The sequence below is a fragment of the Chryseobacterium sp. YR221 genome (assembly GCF_900176315.1).
GTDB lineage: Bacteria > Bacteroidota > Bacteroidia > Flavobacteriales > Weeksellaceae > Chryseobacterium > Chryseobacterium rhizosphaerae.
Window position 1 is genome coordinate 895,527 of the sequence record NZ_FWXM01000002.1, and the last position, 17,094, is coordinate 912,620.

General features: G+C 35.8%; 11 protein-coding genes. 4 read left to right on the top strand and 7 right to left on the bottom strand.

Annotated elements, in window-relative coordinates; all coding sequences use genetic code 11:
- The first annotated feature begins 28 nt into the window (after positions 1-28).
- On the top strand, positions 29-739 hold the full coding sequence (locus B8967_RS09015) for a Dph6-related ATP pyrophosphatase (protein WP_084085798.1): 711 nt from the start codon (positions 29-31) through the stop codon (positions 737-739).
- A gap of 35 nt (positions 740-774) precedes the next feature.
- Here the strand turns inward: B8967_RS09015 and B8967_RS09020 are convergent, their stop codons facing one another.
- On the bottom strand, positions 775-2,184 hold the full coding sequence (locus B8967_RS09020) for a pyridoxal phosphate-dependent decarboxylase family protein (protein WP_084085800.1): 1,410 nt from the start codon (positions 2,182-2,184) through the stop codon (positions 775-777).
- Positions 2,185-2,448: 264 nt separating this feature from the next.
- Here B8967_RS09020 and B8967_RS09025 point away from each other — a divergent pair, with 264 nt between their 5' ends.
- Positions 2,449-3,564 carry a serine hydrolase domain-containing protein gene (locus tag B8967_RS09025; RefSeq protein WP_084085802.1) on the top strand — a complete coding sequence of 372 codons (1,116 nt, stop codon included), beginning with the start codon at positions 2,449-2,451 and terminating at the stop codon, positions 3,562-3,564.
- Positions 3,565-3,584: 20 nt separating this feature from the next.
- On the top strand, positions 3,585-4,112 hold the full coding sequence (locus tag B8967_RS09030) for a 2'-5' RNA ligase family protein (protein ID WP_084085804.1): 528 nt from the start codon (positions 3,585-3,587) through the stop codon (positions 4,110-4,112).
- A gap of 39 nt (positions 4,113-4,151) precedes the next feature.
- Here B8967_RS09030 and B8967_RS09035 read toward each other — a convergent pair whose 3' ends face one another.
- Together B8967_RS09035 and B8967_RS09040 are read right to left on the bottom strand one after the other, a co-directional pair.
- Entirely contained in the window at positions 4,152-5,513 is a 1,362-nt protein-coding gene (locus tag B8967_RS09035; protein ID WP_084085806.1) for a T9SS type A sorting domain-containing protein, read from the bottom strand.
- Positions 5,514-5,515: 2 nt separating this feature from the next.
- Positions 5,516-6,007: a hypothetical protein gene (locus tag B8967_RS09040; RefSeq protein ID WP_084085808.1), complete on the bottom strand. Its 492-nt coding sequence runs from the start codon at positions 6,005-6,007 to the stop codon at positions 5,516-5,518.
- Positions 6,008-6,109: 102 nt separating this feature from the next.
- Between B8967_RS09040 and ruvC the strand changes: the two genes are divergently transcribed.
- The gene (gene ruvC, locus B8967_RS09045; protein ID WP_047488636.1) at positions 6,110-6,664 is read left to right on the top strand and encodes a crossover junction endodeoxyribonuclease RuvC; all 555 of its coding nucleotides are present in this window, start codon (positions 6,110-6,112) and stop codon (positions 6,662-6,664) included.
- A gap of 818 nt (positions 6,665-7,482) precedes the next feature.
- Here the strand turns inward: ruvC and B8967_RS09050 are convergent.
- From B8967_RS09050 to B8967_RS09065, 4 genes are read right to left on the bottom strand one after another with little or no spacing between them, the layout of a single operon-like run.
- On the bottom strand, positions 7,483-8,268 hold the full coding sequence (locus B8967_RS09050; RefSeq protein ID WP_084085810.1) for an ankyrin repeat domain-containing protein: 786 nt from the start codon (positions 8,266-8,268) through the stop codon (positions 7,483-7,485).
- A 1-nt stretch (position 8,269) separates the two neighbouring features.
- Complete coding sequence (locus B8967_RS09055; protein ID WP_179140048.1) at positions 8,270-11,788, bottom strand: DUF6443 domain-containing protein; 3,519 nt, start codon at positions 11,786-11,788, stop codon at positions 8,270-8,272.
- A 5-nt stretch (positions 11,789-11,793) separates the two neighbouring features.
- The gene (locus tag B8967_RS09060) at positions 11,794-15,183 is read right to left on the bottom strand and encodes an RHS repeat domain-containing protein (RefSeq protein ID WP_084085814.1); all 3,390 of its coding nucleotides are present in this window, start codon (positions 15,181-15,183) and stop codon (positions 11,794-11,796) included.
- Entirely contained in the window at positions 15,180-16,811 is a 1,632-nt protein-coding gene (locus B8967_RS09065) for a T9SS type A sorting domain-containing protein (protein WP_084085816.1), read from the bottom strand. Before B8967_RS09065 ends, B8967_RS09060 begins: the two co-directional genes overlap by 4 nt.
- Positions 16,812-17,094 lie beyond the last annotated feature (283 nt).

Sequence of the window (17,094 nt, forward strand, 5' to 3'; positions counted from 1 at the left end):
CCTATTTTTGGGAGATTTTTATTTTACAATGAAACCGAAAGCATTATTCAACTGGAGCAGCGGGAAAGATTCTGCCCTGGCTCTTTACAAAACACTACAGGAAAACCGGTATGAGGTCACGACCCTGCTTACCAGTATCAATAAGGAGTTTCAGCGAATTTCCATGCACGGAGTTCATGTATCTCTTTTGGAGCAGCAGGCTGCCAATATAGGAATACCCCTGATAAAAATGGAACTTCCGAAAGAACCTTCTATGGAAGAATACCGGGAAATCATGAATAAAACAATGTCTGAAATACAGGCTCAGGGGGTTACCCATTCTGTTTTTGGAGATATTTTCCTCGAAGATCTTCGTCAATACAGAGAAGAACAGTTAAACAGTATCGGCATGAAAGCCGTTTTTCCTCTTTGGAAGCAAAATACATCAGACCTCATCCATGAATTTTTAGATCTGGGTTTCAAAACCATTGTAACCTGTGTGAACGGGAATTATCTGGATAAAAGCTTTGCAGGTCGGATTATTGATCAAAATTTCATCAATGACCTTCCTAAAAATGTAGACCCTTGCGGCGAAAATGGGGAATTTCATACCTTTACGTTTGATGGTCCAATTTTTAAAAACCCGATTCAGTTTACAATAGGTGAAACAGTAAAGAAAACATACCCCAAGCCTAAAGCAAATCCTGAAGAAGAGGACGGAGAATATATTTTCTGGTTCTGTGATCTGCTATTAAAATAAGCCTGTGAATATTTATCAGCAGGCTTTTCAACATATTATTTTATTTCAGTAATAATTTCATTCATAAGATCAAATACTAGCTGAATATCCTTTTCGCTGGTCATCCAGTTGACAAATGCAGCTCTTATTCCGTTATGCTGGTTATAAAAAGTAGGTGTCATAAAGACTTTCCCTGTATCATTAAGCTTTTCAAGAAAGCGCCCTACCTCATCCTCCTTTACCTCATCCTTTAATGTAAAACAAACCGTATTCAATCGTACCGGGGCCAGCAATTTAAAATCATTACTGTTTTCAATTAACTCTCCAAACTGTTTTGCCCATGATATATTCTTATCTACAATCTCCTGATACCCTTTTCTACCGTAAGCCATGATAGAGAACCAGGCCGGAAGCGCCTTTAATCTTCTTGAGTTTTCAGGAAGAAAATTTAAATAACTGAAATTTTCCAACGGATCTCCCAGATAAGGTGCATTTGAATTCTGAAAGGTTTCTACCTGCAAAATTTTATGTTGTTCCCTGATTAAAAACACAGCACTTTCATAAGGAACATTCAACCATTTATGACAGTCTACCGTAATACTGTCAGCATATTCCCAACCTTCCACAAGGTGTTTATATGACTCTGAACACGCTGCAAATCCTCCAAAAGCCGCATCAATATGCCACCAGAAATTATATTTCTCTTTTAATTCACTGATAGCCTTAAAATCATCAAAATCCACTGTATTTACAGTTCCCCCACTTGAAATCAGGATAAACGGCTCACCCGTAAGTCTCAGAATATGTTCTTCAAGATCTTTGATATTGATAGCCTCACGGTTTCCTTCTTCTGTTTTAATTTTAACAATATTATCACTTCCCAGCCCTAGTAATGACAATGATTTTATGGAAGATGAGTGTGGAGTTGCAGTCAGTATTTTTACTGTTCCGGAAACCCCTTCTTTCGCAATATCTCTTCCCTGTTCTTTTCCTAACCATTGACGGCCCACAGCCAGGCAGGTAAAATTCGACATGGTGGCTCCTGATACAAAACCTCCGAGAAAGCTTTCCGGAAGCTGAAGAAGTGTAAGCAAAAGCTGTATTGTTTCGATCTCTATATTCGCTGAAATATCTCCTTGTCCTGATACAGTTTGAGTATTCTGATCATAAATAGTAGCCAGCCAATCACCCACAATGGATGCCGGAGTAGCTCCTCCTGTTACAAAGCCCCAATACCTGGGGCCTCCAGATCCAACCATTATCGGCTCGAATTTTTCATTGAAAATCTGTAGCGCTTTTTCCGCTCCATAGCCCGTCTCCGGCAAGCTCTGTAGCTCTGGTATAAAAGTATGATCTATAGAAGTCGGTCGGTCTGTAATATTATTCAGATATTCTGTTCCCTGTCTTTTTATGATATCCAACAGGTAATCAATTTGTTCTGAATCACTTTTCAAATGTCCTTTCATGATGGTAGATTGCTTATAATCCTTTCAAATGTATTAAATACTCTTTAAGTTTAGATTAAGTTCCTATAAAAATACCGTTAAATTCATTCCTAGCACGCATTTTGCATCCTTTTGAAACTTTTAAAGATTTCACTATCTTTAGAATACCCTATTGAATTTTAAAAATAAAAACACCTGATCTTTGCTCACAAGAATATATTCCCATCAATGATCTGTGGTCTCAAAACATATTGAAATAATTTATAACATATAACACAAACACCCGTGATAAAAAATTTAGCACTCCTGGTATTATTCTGTTCTTTACTCTCATGTAAAACTGAAATTTCTAAAGCTCCCATTGATAAAAATGCCGTCATTGACTCTACCATTACCGCTTTTCAAACCACTCTTTTGGAACAGCAGATTGATTCTGTCTTTAAAAAGTACCATTTCAATGGAAGTGTGGCTGTCTTTAAGGATTCTCTGCAGCTTTACAGAAAAGAAAACGGGTATTCAAATTTTAAGAAAAAAACAAAAATTGACAGCAATACCATTTTTGCCATTGGTTCCGTAAGTAAGCAATTTACTGCAGCTCTGGTTCTGCTTCAAATGGAACAGGGAAAACTGAATGTAACCGATAAGGCCTCTAAATATGTAAAGGAATTTCAGAATAAAGACTATGAACATATTACCATCCACCAGCTTCTCAACCATACTTCCGGGCTGAATCTTCTTGGTGGAAAACTGATGTTTAAAAGCGGTTCAGGCTTTCATTACTCCAATGACGGGTTTAATACGTTGGGGAAAATTGTAGAAAAAGTTTCCGGTAAGTCTTATGATGAAAATGTACAGGAGCTTTTTAAAAAAGCAGGAATGACAAATTCTTCCACAGGAAATACCTTTAAAGGAAATAATTTTGCCAGTGCGTATGTTGGAAACGGAACACTCTGTGAAGAAGTTCCGAATATGCCGAAAAGATTAGACGGAAAAGAGATAGGAACTCCTGCCGGAGGAATACTTTCTACCGTTCAGGATCTTCACCGTTGGAACAATGCTCTTTATGGAGGTAAAATATTGAAGCCGGAAACCTTAAAACAATTTATGGCAAAAAGTGCAGAAAGACATCATGCCATCTTTGGAAAAATGGGCTATGCCTACGGAATCATGCTGAATATCGGAAAGCCCAACTCCTATTTTCACAGCGGATATATAAAAGGTTCCCCTTCTCTGAATATCTATTACCCGGCAACAAAGACCTCTGTGATCATCCTCTCCAATATTGCGGATGAAGCAAAAGGAAAAGGCCTGGTGTTCAAACCACATATTGAAATAAAAAAGATTACAGATAATCTTGAGAATACATTAATGCAGCTAAAGCAAAAAAAAGAAGTACTTTAGCTTTCATTCATTTCAATGGTATGAAGAAGATGTATTTCATAGCCGTCTATCCTCCAAAGGAAATCATAGAAGAGGTTAAGGTTTTCAAGAGTGATTTTGCTCTGGTTTATGACAATTCTAAGGCATTGAAAAATGATGCCCATATTACTCTTTTTCCTCCGTTCTCCAGAGAAACGGAGCTGGAAAGTGATATTTTCACAGCATTTCAGAAAATTGACACCCAAATGTCTCCTTTTGAAATTGAGCTCAATGGTTTTGGGAGTTTTCCCAATCCTAACAATCCGGTGATCTTTATTCATCCGGAAAACAATCCTCATTTAGATGAGCTTCACAACAAGGTAAAGCAACAGTTTAATTTTGCGAAATATTCTTTCCATCCCCATATGACCGTTGGATACAGAAATCTGACCTGGGAAAACTATCTTAAAGCCTGGGAGAAATATCAATCAAAAGAATATAAAACTAAATTTCTAGTTGATAAAATTTTACTTCTCCGCCATGATTATAAATGGATCCCCATTGCAGAGAAGAATCTGAGAGAAGCATAAAAAAGAAAACCGGCAATTATAGCCGGTTTTAAATTTTAATTATTCTTTTATTATTTTCTGAGAAATAACGGGCTGCCCATCTTCTGTCACATTGAGCAGGTAAGAACCTGAAGGAACATTTCTGATATCAACATAGATCGTTGATGAATCTTTTAATTCAAATCTTGTGGAAATCAGTTTTCCAGAGGCGTCATAGATTTCAACTGTAGTATTTTTGGAAAAATCCTGTTTTCCACGGATAGAAAATTCACCATCACCAGGATTCGGATATATACTGAACTTTCTTTCTATTGCCCTTACATCTGCAACTCTAAGCGTCGACTTACTTAAGGTCCATGTAATATTGGTAAGATGAAGTGTACTATGGCTATCTACTTTTAACAGCGGACTATTATCTGTTACCGAAAATAGCAGAGTATTGTTTCCATTGTTCAGCTGAGCCGGACTAAGTGTTAAAGTATTTCCTGTTGCACTTAGAGCAGTACCGTTCAATTTCCAGGTGTTCACTAAAGTATTGGGAATCGGAAGGACTTCATTCACCGTAAACGTCATATTGGAAGTAACACTCACTGTTGTATTATTAGCCGGAGTATAAGAATCTACAGGGGAAACTAAAGAGTGGATTTTTTCAATAATTGCTTCTTTACAAACGGAGCAAAACTGCTGGTTAAGGTACCTCATCTCACAGCTCTGGTGCGGTCTGAACCAGCTTGGGCTCTCCGTATACGGATAGACTCCCACACTGTTTAATCCCACCCAGTTTTTCCATTTTATAGTAGCCGGATTAGAGTTTTGGGTTTTGTTGGGTGACTCCAGAGAACCGGCAAACCAATATTCATCTGCCAATTTTCCAAAAGAATGCCCCAGCTCATGGACTACAATTTCACTGGCAGAACCATTCAAAGAAGCGAAGGCATAGGTTCCTCCACAACCTCCATATTCTGTAGAATTACCCAACACATAGGTGATATCATAATCCGGGATATTAGCAGCCAGAACCTGCCCAACTTTATTGGTGGTATTGCTGTAAATACATCTGTGAACCCCAACATCAAAGGTAGACCCCAGATAATTATTGGGATTTGAAACCGGTATAACGGGTTCTGTAACGTCTGTAGCTGTTCCCGGATGCTTTACTCCTGTTTCAGCAGAGACTACTTTCACCGCATACGCATTGAAGTAATTTTTGTATTCTGTATAAGGACTTTTGGTGAAAAGATAATTAATGGTTGACTGAGCAGATGACACAAAAGAGGTCTGCTGGGCAGAAGTAAAACCATCCCCTAAAACTGCAATAACAATACGTTTATCATTGCTGCCATTCTGTAAAAGGGGCACTTTTTCAAATACCTGTCCAAAACAGCTGCTTCCCACAAGAAGAGATAATAATAATTTTTTCATGATTATAGTTTTTGAGTGAATAATAGCTGTACACCATTGTCTGTGGCTTTTTCAATTTTTACAAGACCCATATTTTCAGAATAGGGAAACCTCACACTGAACTCTGCATTTTGAAGTGAAGCTTTATGCCGGGACATCCCTTTTTTTTCGTAGACTTCAAGTTCCGGATTCAGAGGATCTTTTACATGCTGTTTGGCAATTTCTTTGCCTCCCGTTTCTACAAGCGTAATAATAAAATCTCCATTTTGAACTTCTTTTCGGTCAAAAGAAGGCATTGACTTCATCTTACCTTCTGAGATTTTGCTTTCCTGAAGGATAATTTTTTCACTTCCGGATCTGTCTTTATCTGCTTTAAAAAACAAATAAATAATCCGTTCACCTTTTTCTACCGTATTTTCTACGGCCACGCTCCTGTACGAAGCTAACCCACTCTCTTTCTGAAAACTACAAAACAGAAAAGAGGGAACGATTAATAAATTGATCAAATTTTTCATGTCTATTTTTTTTAAAGTTAATAAACTTTTAAATACAAATCACTCCTATTTGATTTTTTTTGATGACTGAAAAAATGGCAGAAAGTCCTTATCTTTGAACCAATGATTTCAGAGAAAATAATTTTAGGTATTGATCCCGGGACAGCCATCATGGGGTTTGGTCTTATTTCCGTTAAAAAAGGTAAAATGGAAATGATCTCCATTCATGAACTGATCTTAAAAAAATATCCTAATCACGAAACGAAGCTTAAATATATTTTTGATAAGACGTTAGCGCTCATTGATGAATTCCATCCTGACGAAGTAGCTCTTGAAGCCCCTTTCTTTGGAAAAAATGTACAGAGTATGTTAAAATTGGGACGTGCTCAGGGGGTAGCCATGGCTGCCAGCCTCCACAGAAATATTCCCATCACAGAATATTCTCCTAAAAAAATTAAAATGGCCATTACCGGAAACGGAAATGCCAGTAAAGAACAGGTAGCAGGAATGCTTCAGAACCTTCTTAACCTAAAAGAATTCCCCACAAAATACCTGGATGCCTCCGATGGCCTTGCCGTTGCGGTATGCCATCACTTCAATTCCGGAACCATTACAGACACAAAATCATACTCCGGTTGGGATAGTTTTTTGAAACAGAACCCGGATCGGTTGAAATAGAAAAAGCAAAAATACTTCGGTTTTTTTCTAGATTGTGGAGAAATAAAACCATCTATTGAGATAACCACGCAACTGACACAATCTCTGGAAGTATCTTTAGATTACCTGTAGATCTACAGATATTATATTGGATAAAAATATTGTTGCAAAAATTTTTGATAGCTAAAAGCTAAAGACAGACAACATGTCTTCGCTCTCCTAGGTGTATTCCTGAAACAAACTAAATTGCAAAGCATTTTATAAATAATAAAGCCACTTATCGAGTGGCTTTATTTATCTTCTATCTTTGGCTCTTTCTTGTTTCCTAACCAGTGTAACCATCTAGTATATTAATACCTAACTTAAAACATCACTTCTTTTTTATAACGACCATAATGCCCATGTTTCTCTATATAGACTATCATTTTTTTGCTTATTGTCCAAGTAATTGATTATGTTAAAATTGGTTTTATCTTTATTAATAATTTTATCCTCAGTATTTCCAAAGTACAATAAATCATTAGCATTATTATTTCCCCGTTAAAAAACCACATATTCATTTTTACTTCTTGTTTCAATATAGTCATCTTTCGGTGTTATTATCCCGTAATATTTATCAGGTATCAAATAAAGTTTTCCTCTCCAGCTTTTCCACATGGTAATATATTCTCTATTAGTGACTCTGAAAAAGAACGGCTTTGATCTTATCTTACCAAAGAAATAATATTCCAATGAATGTAACAATGACTTTTAGCATTCTTTTCATATAACGTTATTTAGGACCACTTAAATAAAAGTTAAAGATTTTATCAAACAGCTATTGGCTATATTTATTATTTCTACAAACAACTGTTCTTTTTCAGAATATTTATAATTTCAGGATATTCTTTTGCTGAATGATCAGCTTCATGATTAATCCAGTCTTTCATGTAGATAGGAGTCTCACTATTATCAGAGTTGTATTTTTTATATAAAAAAAGATTACAGTCTGCTCCTTTCTGCAAAAGATACAAAACTATATCGTAATTACGGGATAAAGTTGCCGAACCTAAAGCTGATCCTGACTGACTACCATCGTTATAATTAATATCAGCACCATTCTGAACTAAAAGCTTCACTATAGTCAAATATCCACTTCCAGAAGCTGTAATAAGAGCTGTTCTCTTGGTTTTTTGCTTTTCTTTCCCTTTGATACATTCTACATAATTAACATTTGCTTTGTATTTAATCAACTGTTCAACATATTGGGTTTTATCCTTAGAAGACTCTACTACCTCAATTAAAGGAGAGGTACAATGAGAAGAATCAGCAATATTTGGATTTGCTCCTAACCTTAATAACTCTTTGAATGCTTTATAATTATCATTGTAAGAGCTTAAATGTAAAAGAGTTTTGCCATATTTACGTTCCTGGTAGTCTAATACTTTAGGGTTCTTTTTTACTTCTTCATCTATTTTTTCAACATCATTATCCCAAACTGCTTTTGCTAATCCCCAAGCAGGAGTATCTTGGAATAATCTATAATCAGCACCTAAAAGTTTATTCTTATCGACCTTTTTATCCTTGTCGATTTTATTGCATGATATTATGGCAAGTAATAAAATATATAATCCTATTTTTTTCATTTTACTTTTTTTTAAAATAACGAGTATCAATTCCAAACTCTCTTAATATATTGTCTATGCTATGTCCATTATATACAGAACTTGATGATCTCGCTTTAATATAATGTCTTTTACCATTAACATCTGGCATTAATTCACTATTATTCTGTAATTTATTAAGTGGGTCGGTATTCATTATATAAGCATTTATTAATCCTTCCGTTCTAAGAGCTGCAGTTACACCACTAAACCAACCTTTAACGTTGGAATTATCTCTCCCATTCAAATATTTAGTTCTAAGTCCAACTCCCGCTGCATTAAAGGTAATAGCTTCATTTCTAGTAAGATTTGAATTGAGAGCAGCAAGCCCACCACCTAAAGAATGGCCTGTAAAAGTAAGCTCAGCATCACCCACTTGATTAGAAATAGCAACTGCATTTTTTGCCGATATAGAGTATTGAGCAGATTCTCCTAAAGGTTGTGCTGCATCTGCGAGACCATCCTTAGCAATATCTTCTGTTCCTGCTGTTGCATAAGTAAACTCTGTTTTACCATCAACAGTTCTCTCATAAATTTGAGACTTAAAGCCTGATGATTCATCATTGAGAATTACATTTTTGCCAAAATCTTTTTGAGAAACTTTCCATCCACCAATAAGTATTCTATCCGATTTGTCACCATATACATGCGCTGCCATTGCAGCTGCTTCTTTGGGTGTAGGCTTCATTGCCTGTCTACCATCTGGATCAATAAACATTATTGGATTATCAAATGTATAATTATAAGGGCTAAATCTCGTCATCTTTTCCGCCAGCGGATCCATAACACCCCATCTACCAATATCAGGCATATAGAATCTCGCTCCATAATCATACATCCCTGTCTCCTGTAGCTCCTTTCCATTGTATTTATATTGATATACCTGTGTAGATGTTTCAGTATAATTATGAAGCAACCCAAAAGGATAATAATTATTAACATCTATAATTTCACCTGACTTCCATTTATTGACACAGCCCATTTTGGGAATACATTCATTAACTTCATAGTCTATGGGTTGAATAATTCCATCTTTGTTAGTGTCGGAATAACTTAATCTTACATTCCCAAGATGATCTGTAAAATTGTATATATATTGCTGCTTCAATGCATCATAATATCCCTCCGATGTAGGAATAATTCTCAACTTTACCACAGGTATTTCATTAGGATCCTGAATATAGCTTCCTTCTCCATTCCATGATTCTATATCAAAGGTAGACTTGTACTGGAATCCATCCAGATAATCCACTTCAATCTTATTTCCAAAAAACTTCTTCACTTTTGTCCCATTCGCTTGATAAATATATTTGGTAATATTTGAGCTTTGAACAATCTGTTTAGGTAAATTTAAATAATTATATTCAATCGAAGAAATTCCTTTATCAGTATTTGATGTCATATTTCCATTAGCATCATATTCAATTGTGTTTCCTCCAATTGGATAACCATCATTGTTTTGAGTTGCATCTTTTACTTTCAAAAGCCTGTTTCCTGTATAAGTGTAGCTCAGAGCATCGATATTCATCGCAGCGCCCGAACTTGGATTTTTAGAATTCCGGGATAGTACAGTAATATTACCATTCAGGTCATATTCAAGATATTCATCATAAAGGCTATTCTCAGGAACAGTAGCCAGAGGTTCTGAATAATGACCAAACATCAACCTATTCTGAGTATAATAACTGTATGAGTATCTTTTCAGTGTATTATCATTAGGTGTTCGCCAGTCAACCTCTGCAATATTTCCGTTATATCTTGCAGGCGCATATGAAGTATTAATAGGATTGTTGTATCGGATGGTATAACCAAACAACTTTCCATTCAAATCAGCAGGATCATTGATCTTAGTCATCCAGCCTCTTATGTTATATTTATAATCAATCTGCTGAAGAGGTGCTGTAGCAACCACTCCTCCTACTTTTTTACTTTCTAACTGAGACAATTCATTGTATGTATTCTGTGCCAGAATCTCTATAGGGTTACCATTGACCTGATGGGTCAGTTTTAGCACTCTGTTTTGAGGGTCATATGTAAATACCTCCCGTGTAATTTTCTCTGTATCAGCTGGTATTCTTCTATGATACGTATTGGTTTGAAGTACTGTTCCTCCAAAATCCAGCTTATGGTTTAATACCGTATACCCTCCAAGATGGTTGTTACTTCTTGTTCCTATTACTCTTCCTTTGGTATCGTACCACGTAAAGTTTTTAGTCCATTGATCATCCTCTATATTCTTGACATAGCTCGCTAAAGGAAGTCCCTGGGTGGAGCGTTCCTGAGTAGCATTATCCGTTAGAAGAGACTGGGAAAAAGCATTGGTAACAGGTGGAGATCCTGCAGGATAAGTATCATAGTAATTAACAGTCAAAACATTTTCTAAGTTATGAAAATAGGTATTGGAATAATAGATAGTCATTCCACTTCTTATAAACCCTTGGGGCTCTCTGTTTTCAACAACTACAACGTCTGCAATTTCATTCTGCATTTCGGTTCTCCCACCACCAGCCCGGGATCCAGTATAAGCAGTTCTTCCGAACCTGTCATATTTGGTAATCAGCCATTTATTGTGTTGTCTCATATTAGCATCTTGGGTTATAATCAACCTGTCAGCTTTGTCATATCCCATAAATTCCCAGCCTTTTCCAGGAAGTTTCTTTTCTACCAAGCGACTTTTTTCATCATAACGATATTCATAAGCCAAAGCATCCTGCTCGGCAATGCCCCATGTTTGCATTTTGGAAAGCTTAGGGGGAATTACCCATGCTAGCTGGTCATATTCGTTATAAACATAGTAAGTATCCGCATTTTCTGTAGTACTCATTACTTTTCTTACCATCAACGTCTGACCTTTCCCATTTTTGAATTCAATGGTTGGGTTGCCGTCTTCATCGGTCACTGTATTTTTGTAGAGCTGTGCTGCGTCATAAGATCCCCCGTATTCGATGGTTGATTTGGTCGCATTGTTCTCCCACACAGTTGTAGTGGTATATTTTATAACTTCTCCTGTTATATTCACCCCATAATCAAATTTTACAGGTTTACCGGACCAGTCATTTCCCACCTGGATCTGCTGCTGGATTCTGTCTAATGGTGAGTTCTCCAGTATTTTCTCTGAAAACGGTTTTTCATTAGTATAAAGACCTTGCGGATCTCCTACCGGAAAATGCTGAAATGTTGAAGTTTGAGGGTAAATTGCTCCATTTTGAGTTCCGGATTGGGGTACAGGAAGATAGTCTCTTGTCTGTCTTCCAAAACCATCATAGAGAACAGGAGTTACCACATCTTTTCCTTGTGGTGAAGCTTTCACATTAACGACCTGTTTAGGTCTTCCCAATCCGTCAAAATACTGAACCATTTCAGCAGATTTTGTAGCCGTAGCTCCATTGTAATCGAGATAGGTTTTAGCCTGGATATAGTTTTCTGTATTAGGTAACGGAGCTAGCTGTGCCTGTAAACTCCCTGTTAGCAGTACTCCTATAGGGATTATTATCTTTTTCATCATTATTAGTTTTTATAGTTGTACTTCATTTCTTTCAATACCTTTCCATTCGCATCAGCTACTTTTTCAAGTCTACCTGCTGCATCATAGGTATAAAATTCTGTGATCCCTGTTGGCGGAGTGATACTTCTGACCCCTATCAGTGGATCATATGTGTAAGTAGTCACCGGGGAATTAGGAAACTGAGCTCTGAATGCTTTGAAAGCATCTAATAAAGCAGTTTCATCATTATTGGAACCTGCAGCTCCATCCACGTCAGAAGCGTTTACAATAACACTGATATTGGATGAAATCTGAGCATAGGTTAGTCCTTCTACTTTAGCGATAGGTCTGGTATTATTATAGCCCCAGATAATGACTGTTGGAACACCATCTTTTGTGGTGTACTGCAGTAAATTACCTTTTGAATCATATTTGTCATAAGTGATTTCTGTTGATTGTACCCCGGTATTAATTCCATAAGAAATGACTGAAGTAGGAAATAAAGTTGCAGGGTCATCATATTTGGTCTCTGTTTTTGAAAGCATTTTACCGGTAGAGTCATTTGCATTCTTCCTTTTTGTGACAATAGTTTCTAATGGAATACCGATCATATTAGCAGCGATCAGCTTCTGATTTCCTTTTTCATGAGCATAACTATACGCAGTTTCCTGAATTGTATTATCAGGGAAAAGGTTTTTTGATAAAGTTACCTGATAATGCAAAGGATTATTGTAAAAATACTCGGTTTCTGTTTTTATGGGAATATTGTTTAAATAACTTATTTCTTGTTGGTTCTTCAACAAGTAGCTTTCAATAACATTCCTATACATGTCTCCATTAAGTTTACCCTGTAAGTTACATATAAGGGTAGTACAGCCATTTGCAACCGTAGTGTTATTGTATACATGGTCAAGATCCAAATTAAGTAAATTAGGATAGGGCGAAATATTAAAATCAAAATTATAATTATAAAATACATTTTTAATCTGGGACAAATATGAATTGACGATTTTTTTCAAAATATTACCATTATTATCATAATAATTGCTTTCCAATAATCTTCCTCTCATACTCGCTCCCATATTAGAATTAACAGTGCCTTTAGGAGATGCATTCACAATTCCTAATGGTGCATTATCAACATTATCTATCCAATATTTATTAACAATAGCTCCTCCCAAAGGTCTCAGTTCAGTTAAATACTCATAGCTAATTCTATTTGAACGACTATTTAAAGAATTTTGATAATTTGTTGATGAAAAAGAAATTGTATTTCTGCAGTTGTTCTCAACACTTGTTGAACCCCCACTTCCACAATTATAAAATACACAGGAAAAATCCCACGGATTAAATTCAAATACATGATTCAGTGATGTTTTAACATCTGTAATGTTTGGAAGATCATTATATTTGAAATTTCTAACCTCACTCTTTACTCCATCAAAATCTTCTAAAGACGCAACCCTCAAGCCACTATAATTAACCTCCTCATCTACTGGGGTAGTAATGAAATTATATTCAATTCCCAAGGTATGTGCTCCTTCAGAATACTTGACAGTAGATTTATATGTTATTTTGTAAGTATCTCCATTAATGGTTTTGATAGGAACAAATTTTGTTGGAGTGCCGGGCCATGCAACTGTTGATTCTTTAGATTCAAAAGTTGTATCCTGATTTGTTGTTCCGGTATAAAGCACTTTCCCTTTTGAAATATTCTCAATTCTAAGGTTATGAGAACTTTTAGGATCTACATACACCCCTTCACATACACTTTCTGACAAAAAATTGTCTATATATATTTTAGACCCATTTGCAACAAAACTAAAATCTGAGGTATATGAAGTATTAGTTCCAACTCCGGTACAACGGAATTCATTACTTAACCCTTCTGAACTAAATGATGTTTTTTCAACTCTTCTTGTTGTAATATTGTTTTCATAATTGATTAGGGTATATCCCTTGGTAGGGTAGATGATTTTCACTAAACTTCCGTATTTGGAAATCGTTGGATTTATTGAACGATTTGCTTTATCTACATTTGAAAAAGAGTTTTTAATAACAGTTTTAAAATAATTATCATTATCAAAGTCATTTATATTTAAAAGGCTGGCAAAATTGTTTCCATTGGCATATCCAAAATTATCTTGTTGATAAGATAGTCTAGCGGGTAATAAATTGGGTTTGTTATACTCAAATTTATACTTTTCATTATTTCCAAAATCTATTTCTTCGAGAAACAATCTTTTTTTTACATTCCCTTGGTTTGCTATTTTTGCAGGAAGTTGACTAGCAGGGCTTGAAGAGTAAAAATAATTAAAATTAATTGTTTTCACTTTATTATTTAAGTTATAAACCTCTATTTTTTTCAAGAATATACCCTGATTATAATCCTCTCTATTTTCCTGATAATTAAATAGTATTTTTGAAGATTCCGAGTAAATTTCACTGATGGCCTTTGCTGTACTGGATTTAAACGAAGTTAAACATTCATTAAATTTTGGGTAAGAAGGGCAACCTGTATTTATTGGTATTATATTACCAATTGTAACACTCTCAGAATAGTCATATGGATACTCTTTCCAATGGTTTTTGTATTTAAAAAAAATAGAACTATTATTATAATTAATTTCTTGTAAAAACCATGTACTGGCAACAGGTAGACCATAATTTTTGGAACACGCTGTAATTGTTTCTGATGTTTCAATAAAATCACTGTGCCCACCAAATCTATATGTTTTTCCATCTGGCATAGTAAAAATGAATTTTAATACTTTAGGCCCGTAAACAATATCTTTTTCTACTTTTGCTTTTATTCCTTCTACATTTGAATTAATATATACCTTGTCGTTATCAATAAAAAAAGTACCCGAATAGCCATCAAAATTAAAACTGAACCAATCTTGCTCATTATCAACCTTTGAATAATCCCCCATCTCATCGGTTTTAACCCCAGACTTATATAATAAAAGTGCTTTTTCTTTTACATTTTGCAAATAATAAGTATCATCGTAATTACCATTCAGAATATCTACAATCTCATTAGATTCAGGTCTAAATGTATACCCCTGGCTATATTCGTCAGGCTGATCTCTGACAATCCTAGTAATCATACCTCCTGTACTTAAATTCCAATTCATTCCAACAACACCCGCTATATCGTTGACCTTAACCCCATCATTGTAATATGATAAAGATAAATTAGTATTTAGCGTTCCATCATTCAATGTATATAAAGGGATTGTATGATTAAATCCTCCACTATTATTACTAACAGAGAGTTTACCATATTTAACAAAATTATAATTATCTATGGATGGAGGAATAATATTTGACAATTTGTTTCCAATATTATTACTCTGGCTATATAGTATTTGGGAAATAGATATTCCAACCCATATTAAAATCTTCTTCATAATGATTTTTTAATCAGTTTAGCATTTGCTGTTTTATTCGTATCCGTTTTGATGGTCACCAGGTAAGCGCCTTGTACAAGAGCCTGTGTACTCAACTTGGTAACATTGTTTTTAGTTTTTATACTCTGAAGCTGTCTTCCGCTCATATCGTACAGCATAATATCAGCTTCTTTAAAATTAAAGCCGATTTCCACATAAGCATAATCGGATACAGGATTCGGATAAATCTTGATATCATGCTTTTCTATTAACTGATCCACCTGTTTGTCTCCCAGCTTAACGATCTTCCAGTTCTCTTTTCCTAATTCCTCAGCACTGGTTCCTGCCAGAATAATAGAACCATCCCTGTTAAGTTTCAAATCCGAAAGTCTCTCCTCTCTTTTTCTAGAATCTCCATTCACATGTTTTCTCCACTGTTCATTGCCGTTGCCATCCAGATACAACATCCAGAAAGTCTCGTCGTCCTTCTCTATTCGTCCTTCCGCCTGGGTATACCCTCCCAGCAATATTCCTTTCGTGGCATCTTGATTCCTGGATCCTGATTCTTGGCTCTGAATCACATTCATTCCCATCAAAACATCCCTGTTCTTGAAATTGTAGGATTTCTGCCATTGTTCATCTCCTCTTTCATTCAGTGAGATCAGCCAAAGGTCTGTGCCTTCTTCAATTCCTACTGATTTGTTTCCTGATCTGTCGGATCTGGATTCTCCTCCGATGATAAAACCGTTTGAAGTTATAGCAAGGGTTCTGATATGGTCATCGCCTTTTCCGCCAAAGTTCTTTTCCCATTCTACTTTTCCAGTTTTATCCAGCTTTACAATCCAGTAGTCGCCTTCACCGAAATTGCTGCTGGCTTTTGGCATTTGGCTAATGGCTATTGAGGAAGCGGGTCTTTCAGTCGAAGGTTTAGTCTCAGAATTTCCAACCCCGGAACTCCTTGAATAGATTCCTAACAATGCTCCGCCATCTTTCGTGGGTATCATTTTTTCCACTTCGTCCAACCCTCTACCCCCCAGAATAAGCTGAGAAAGCTCTTTTCCGTCTTTATCCAGTCTGGTGATCCAGACATCTTTTGAACCGTAACCTTTGGATGAGTTTTGAATATTTCCAGCCACAAAAAAGCCTAAGTCGGTGGTTTGAATCACGGCTTTAGCTTCTTCATCTGAGGAAGTTCCCAAGGTTTTCTGCCACAGTTCATCCCCAAATTCATTCAGTCTGATCAGCCAGATATCCGATCCCCCTTTGGAATCATCTTTTTTATCCAGTCCTTTTCCGGAATAAGAAGTACCGGAAACCAGAAATCCACCGTCCTGGGTGGTCACAGTTCCTGATAAATAGTCGTGGTTGTGTCCGGCAAAATATTTCTCCCAAACCTGTTCTCCCTGCTGGTTGAGTTTTACCAAATGAAAATCGTAACCGTTATTGAGCTTTTGGTTATTGGCAGCTAACGACTGGCTTTTAGTCTGAATACTGCTTCCTGTGATAAGATATTGCTGGTCAATGGTTGTGATCACCTGATTGAGAAAATCCTGGGTGGAAGATTTGATGTCTTTCTGCCAGATGACTTCCTGGGCAGAAAGACTCAGAGCTGCGCATAGAGACCATGCACCGAGATAAAGTTTTTTCATTCTCTGTTTTTTTAAGTTATTGTCAATTAATTCGGTTGCAAAAATACCCTTTTTACCTCACTATCGAAAGATTTATTAGCATGAACGATTACAAATTCATCATCCATTAACTTCTTTATAGGTTTACGTTATGTTCGTTCAAAAATATTGCTCAACAGCCACAAAACTTGTCGTATAATCATTCAAAAAAAGTAATTAATTCAAAAAAGGACTTTTCATATTTTTTTAAATTACATTCAATTTAACATATTCATATAATAGTTTGTTTTACAAAAAATTACGA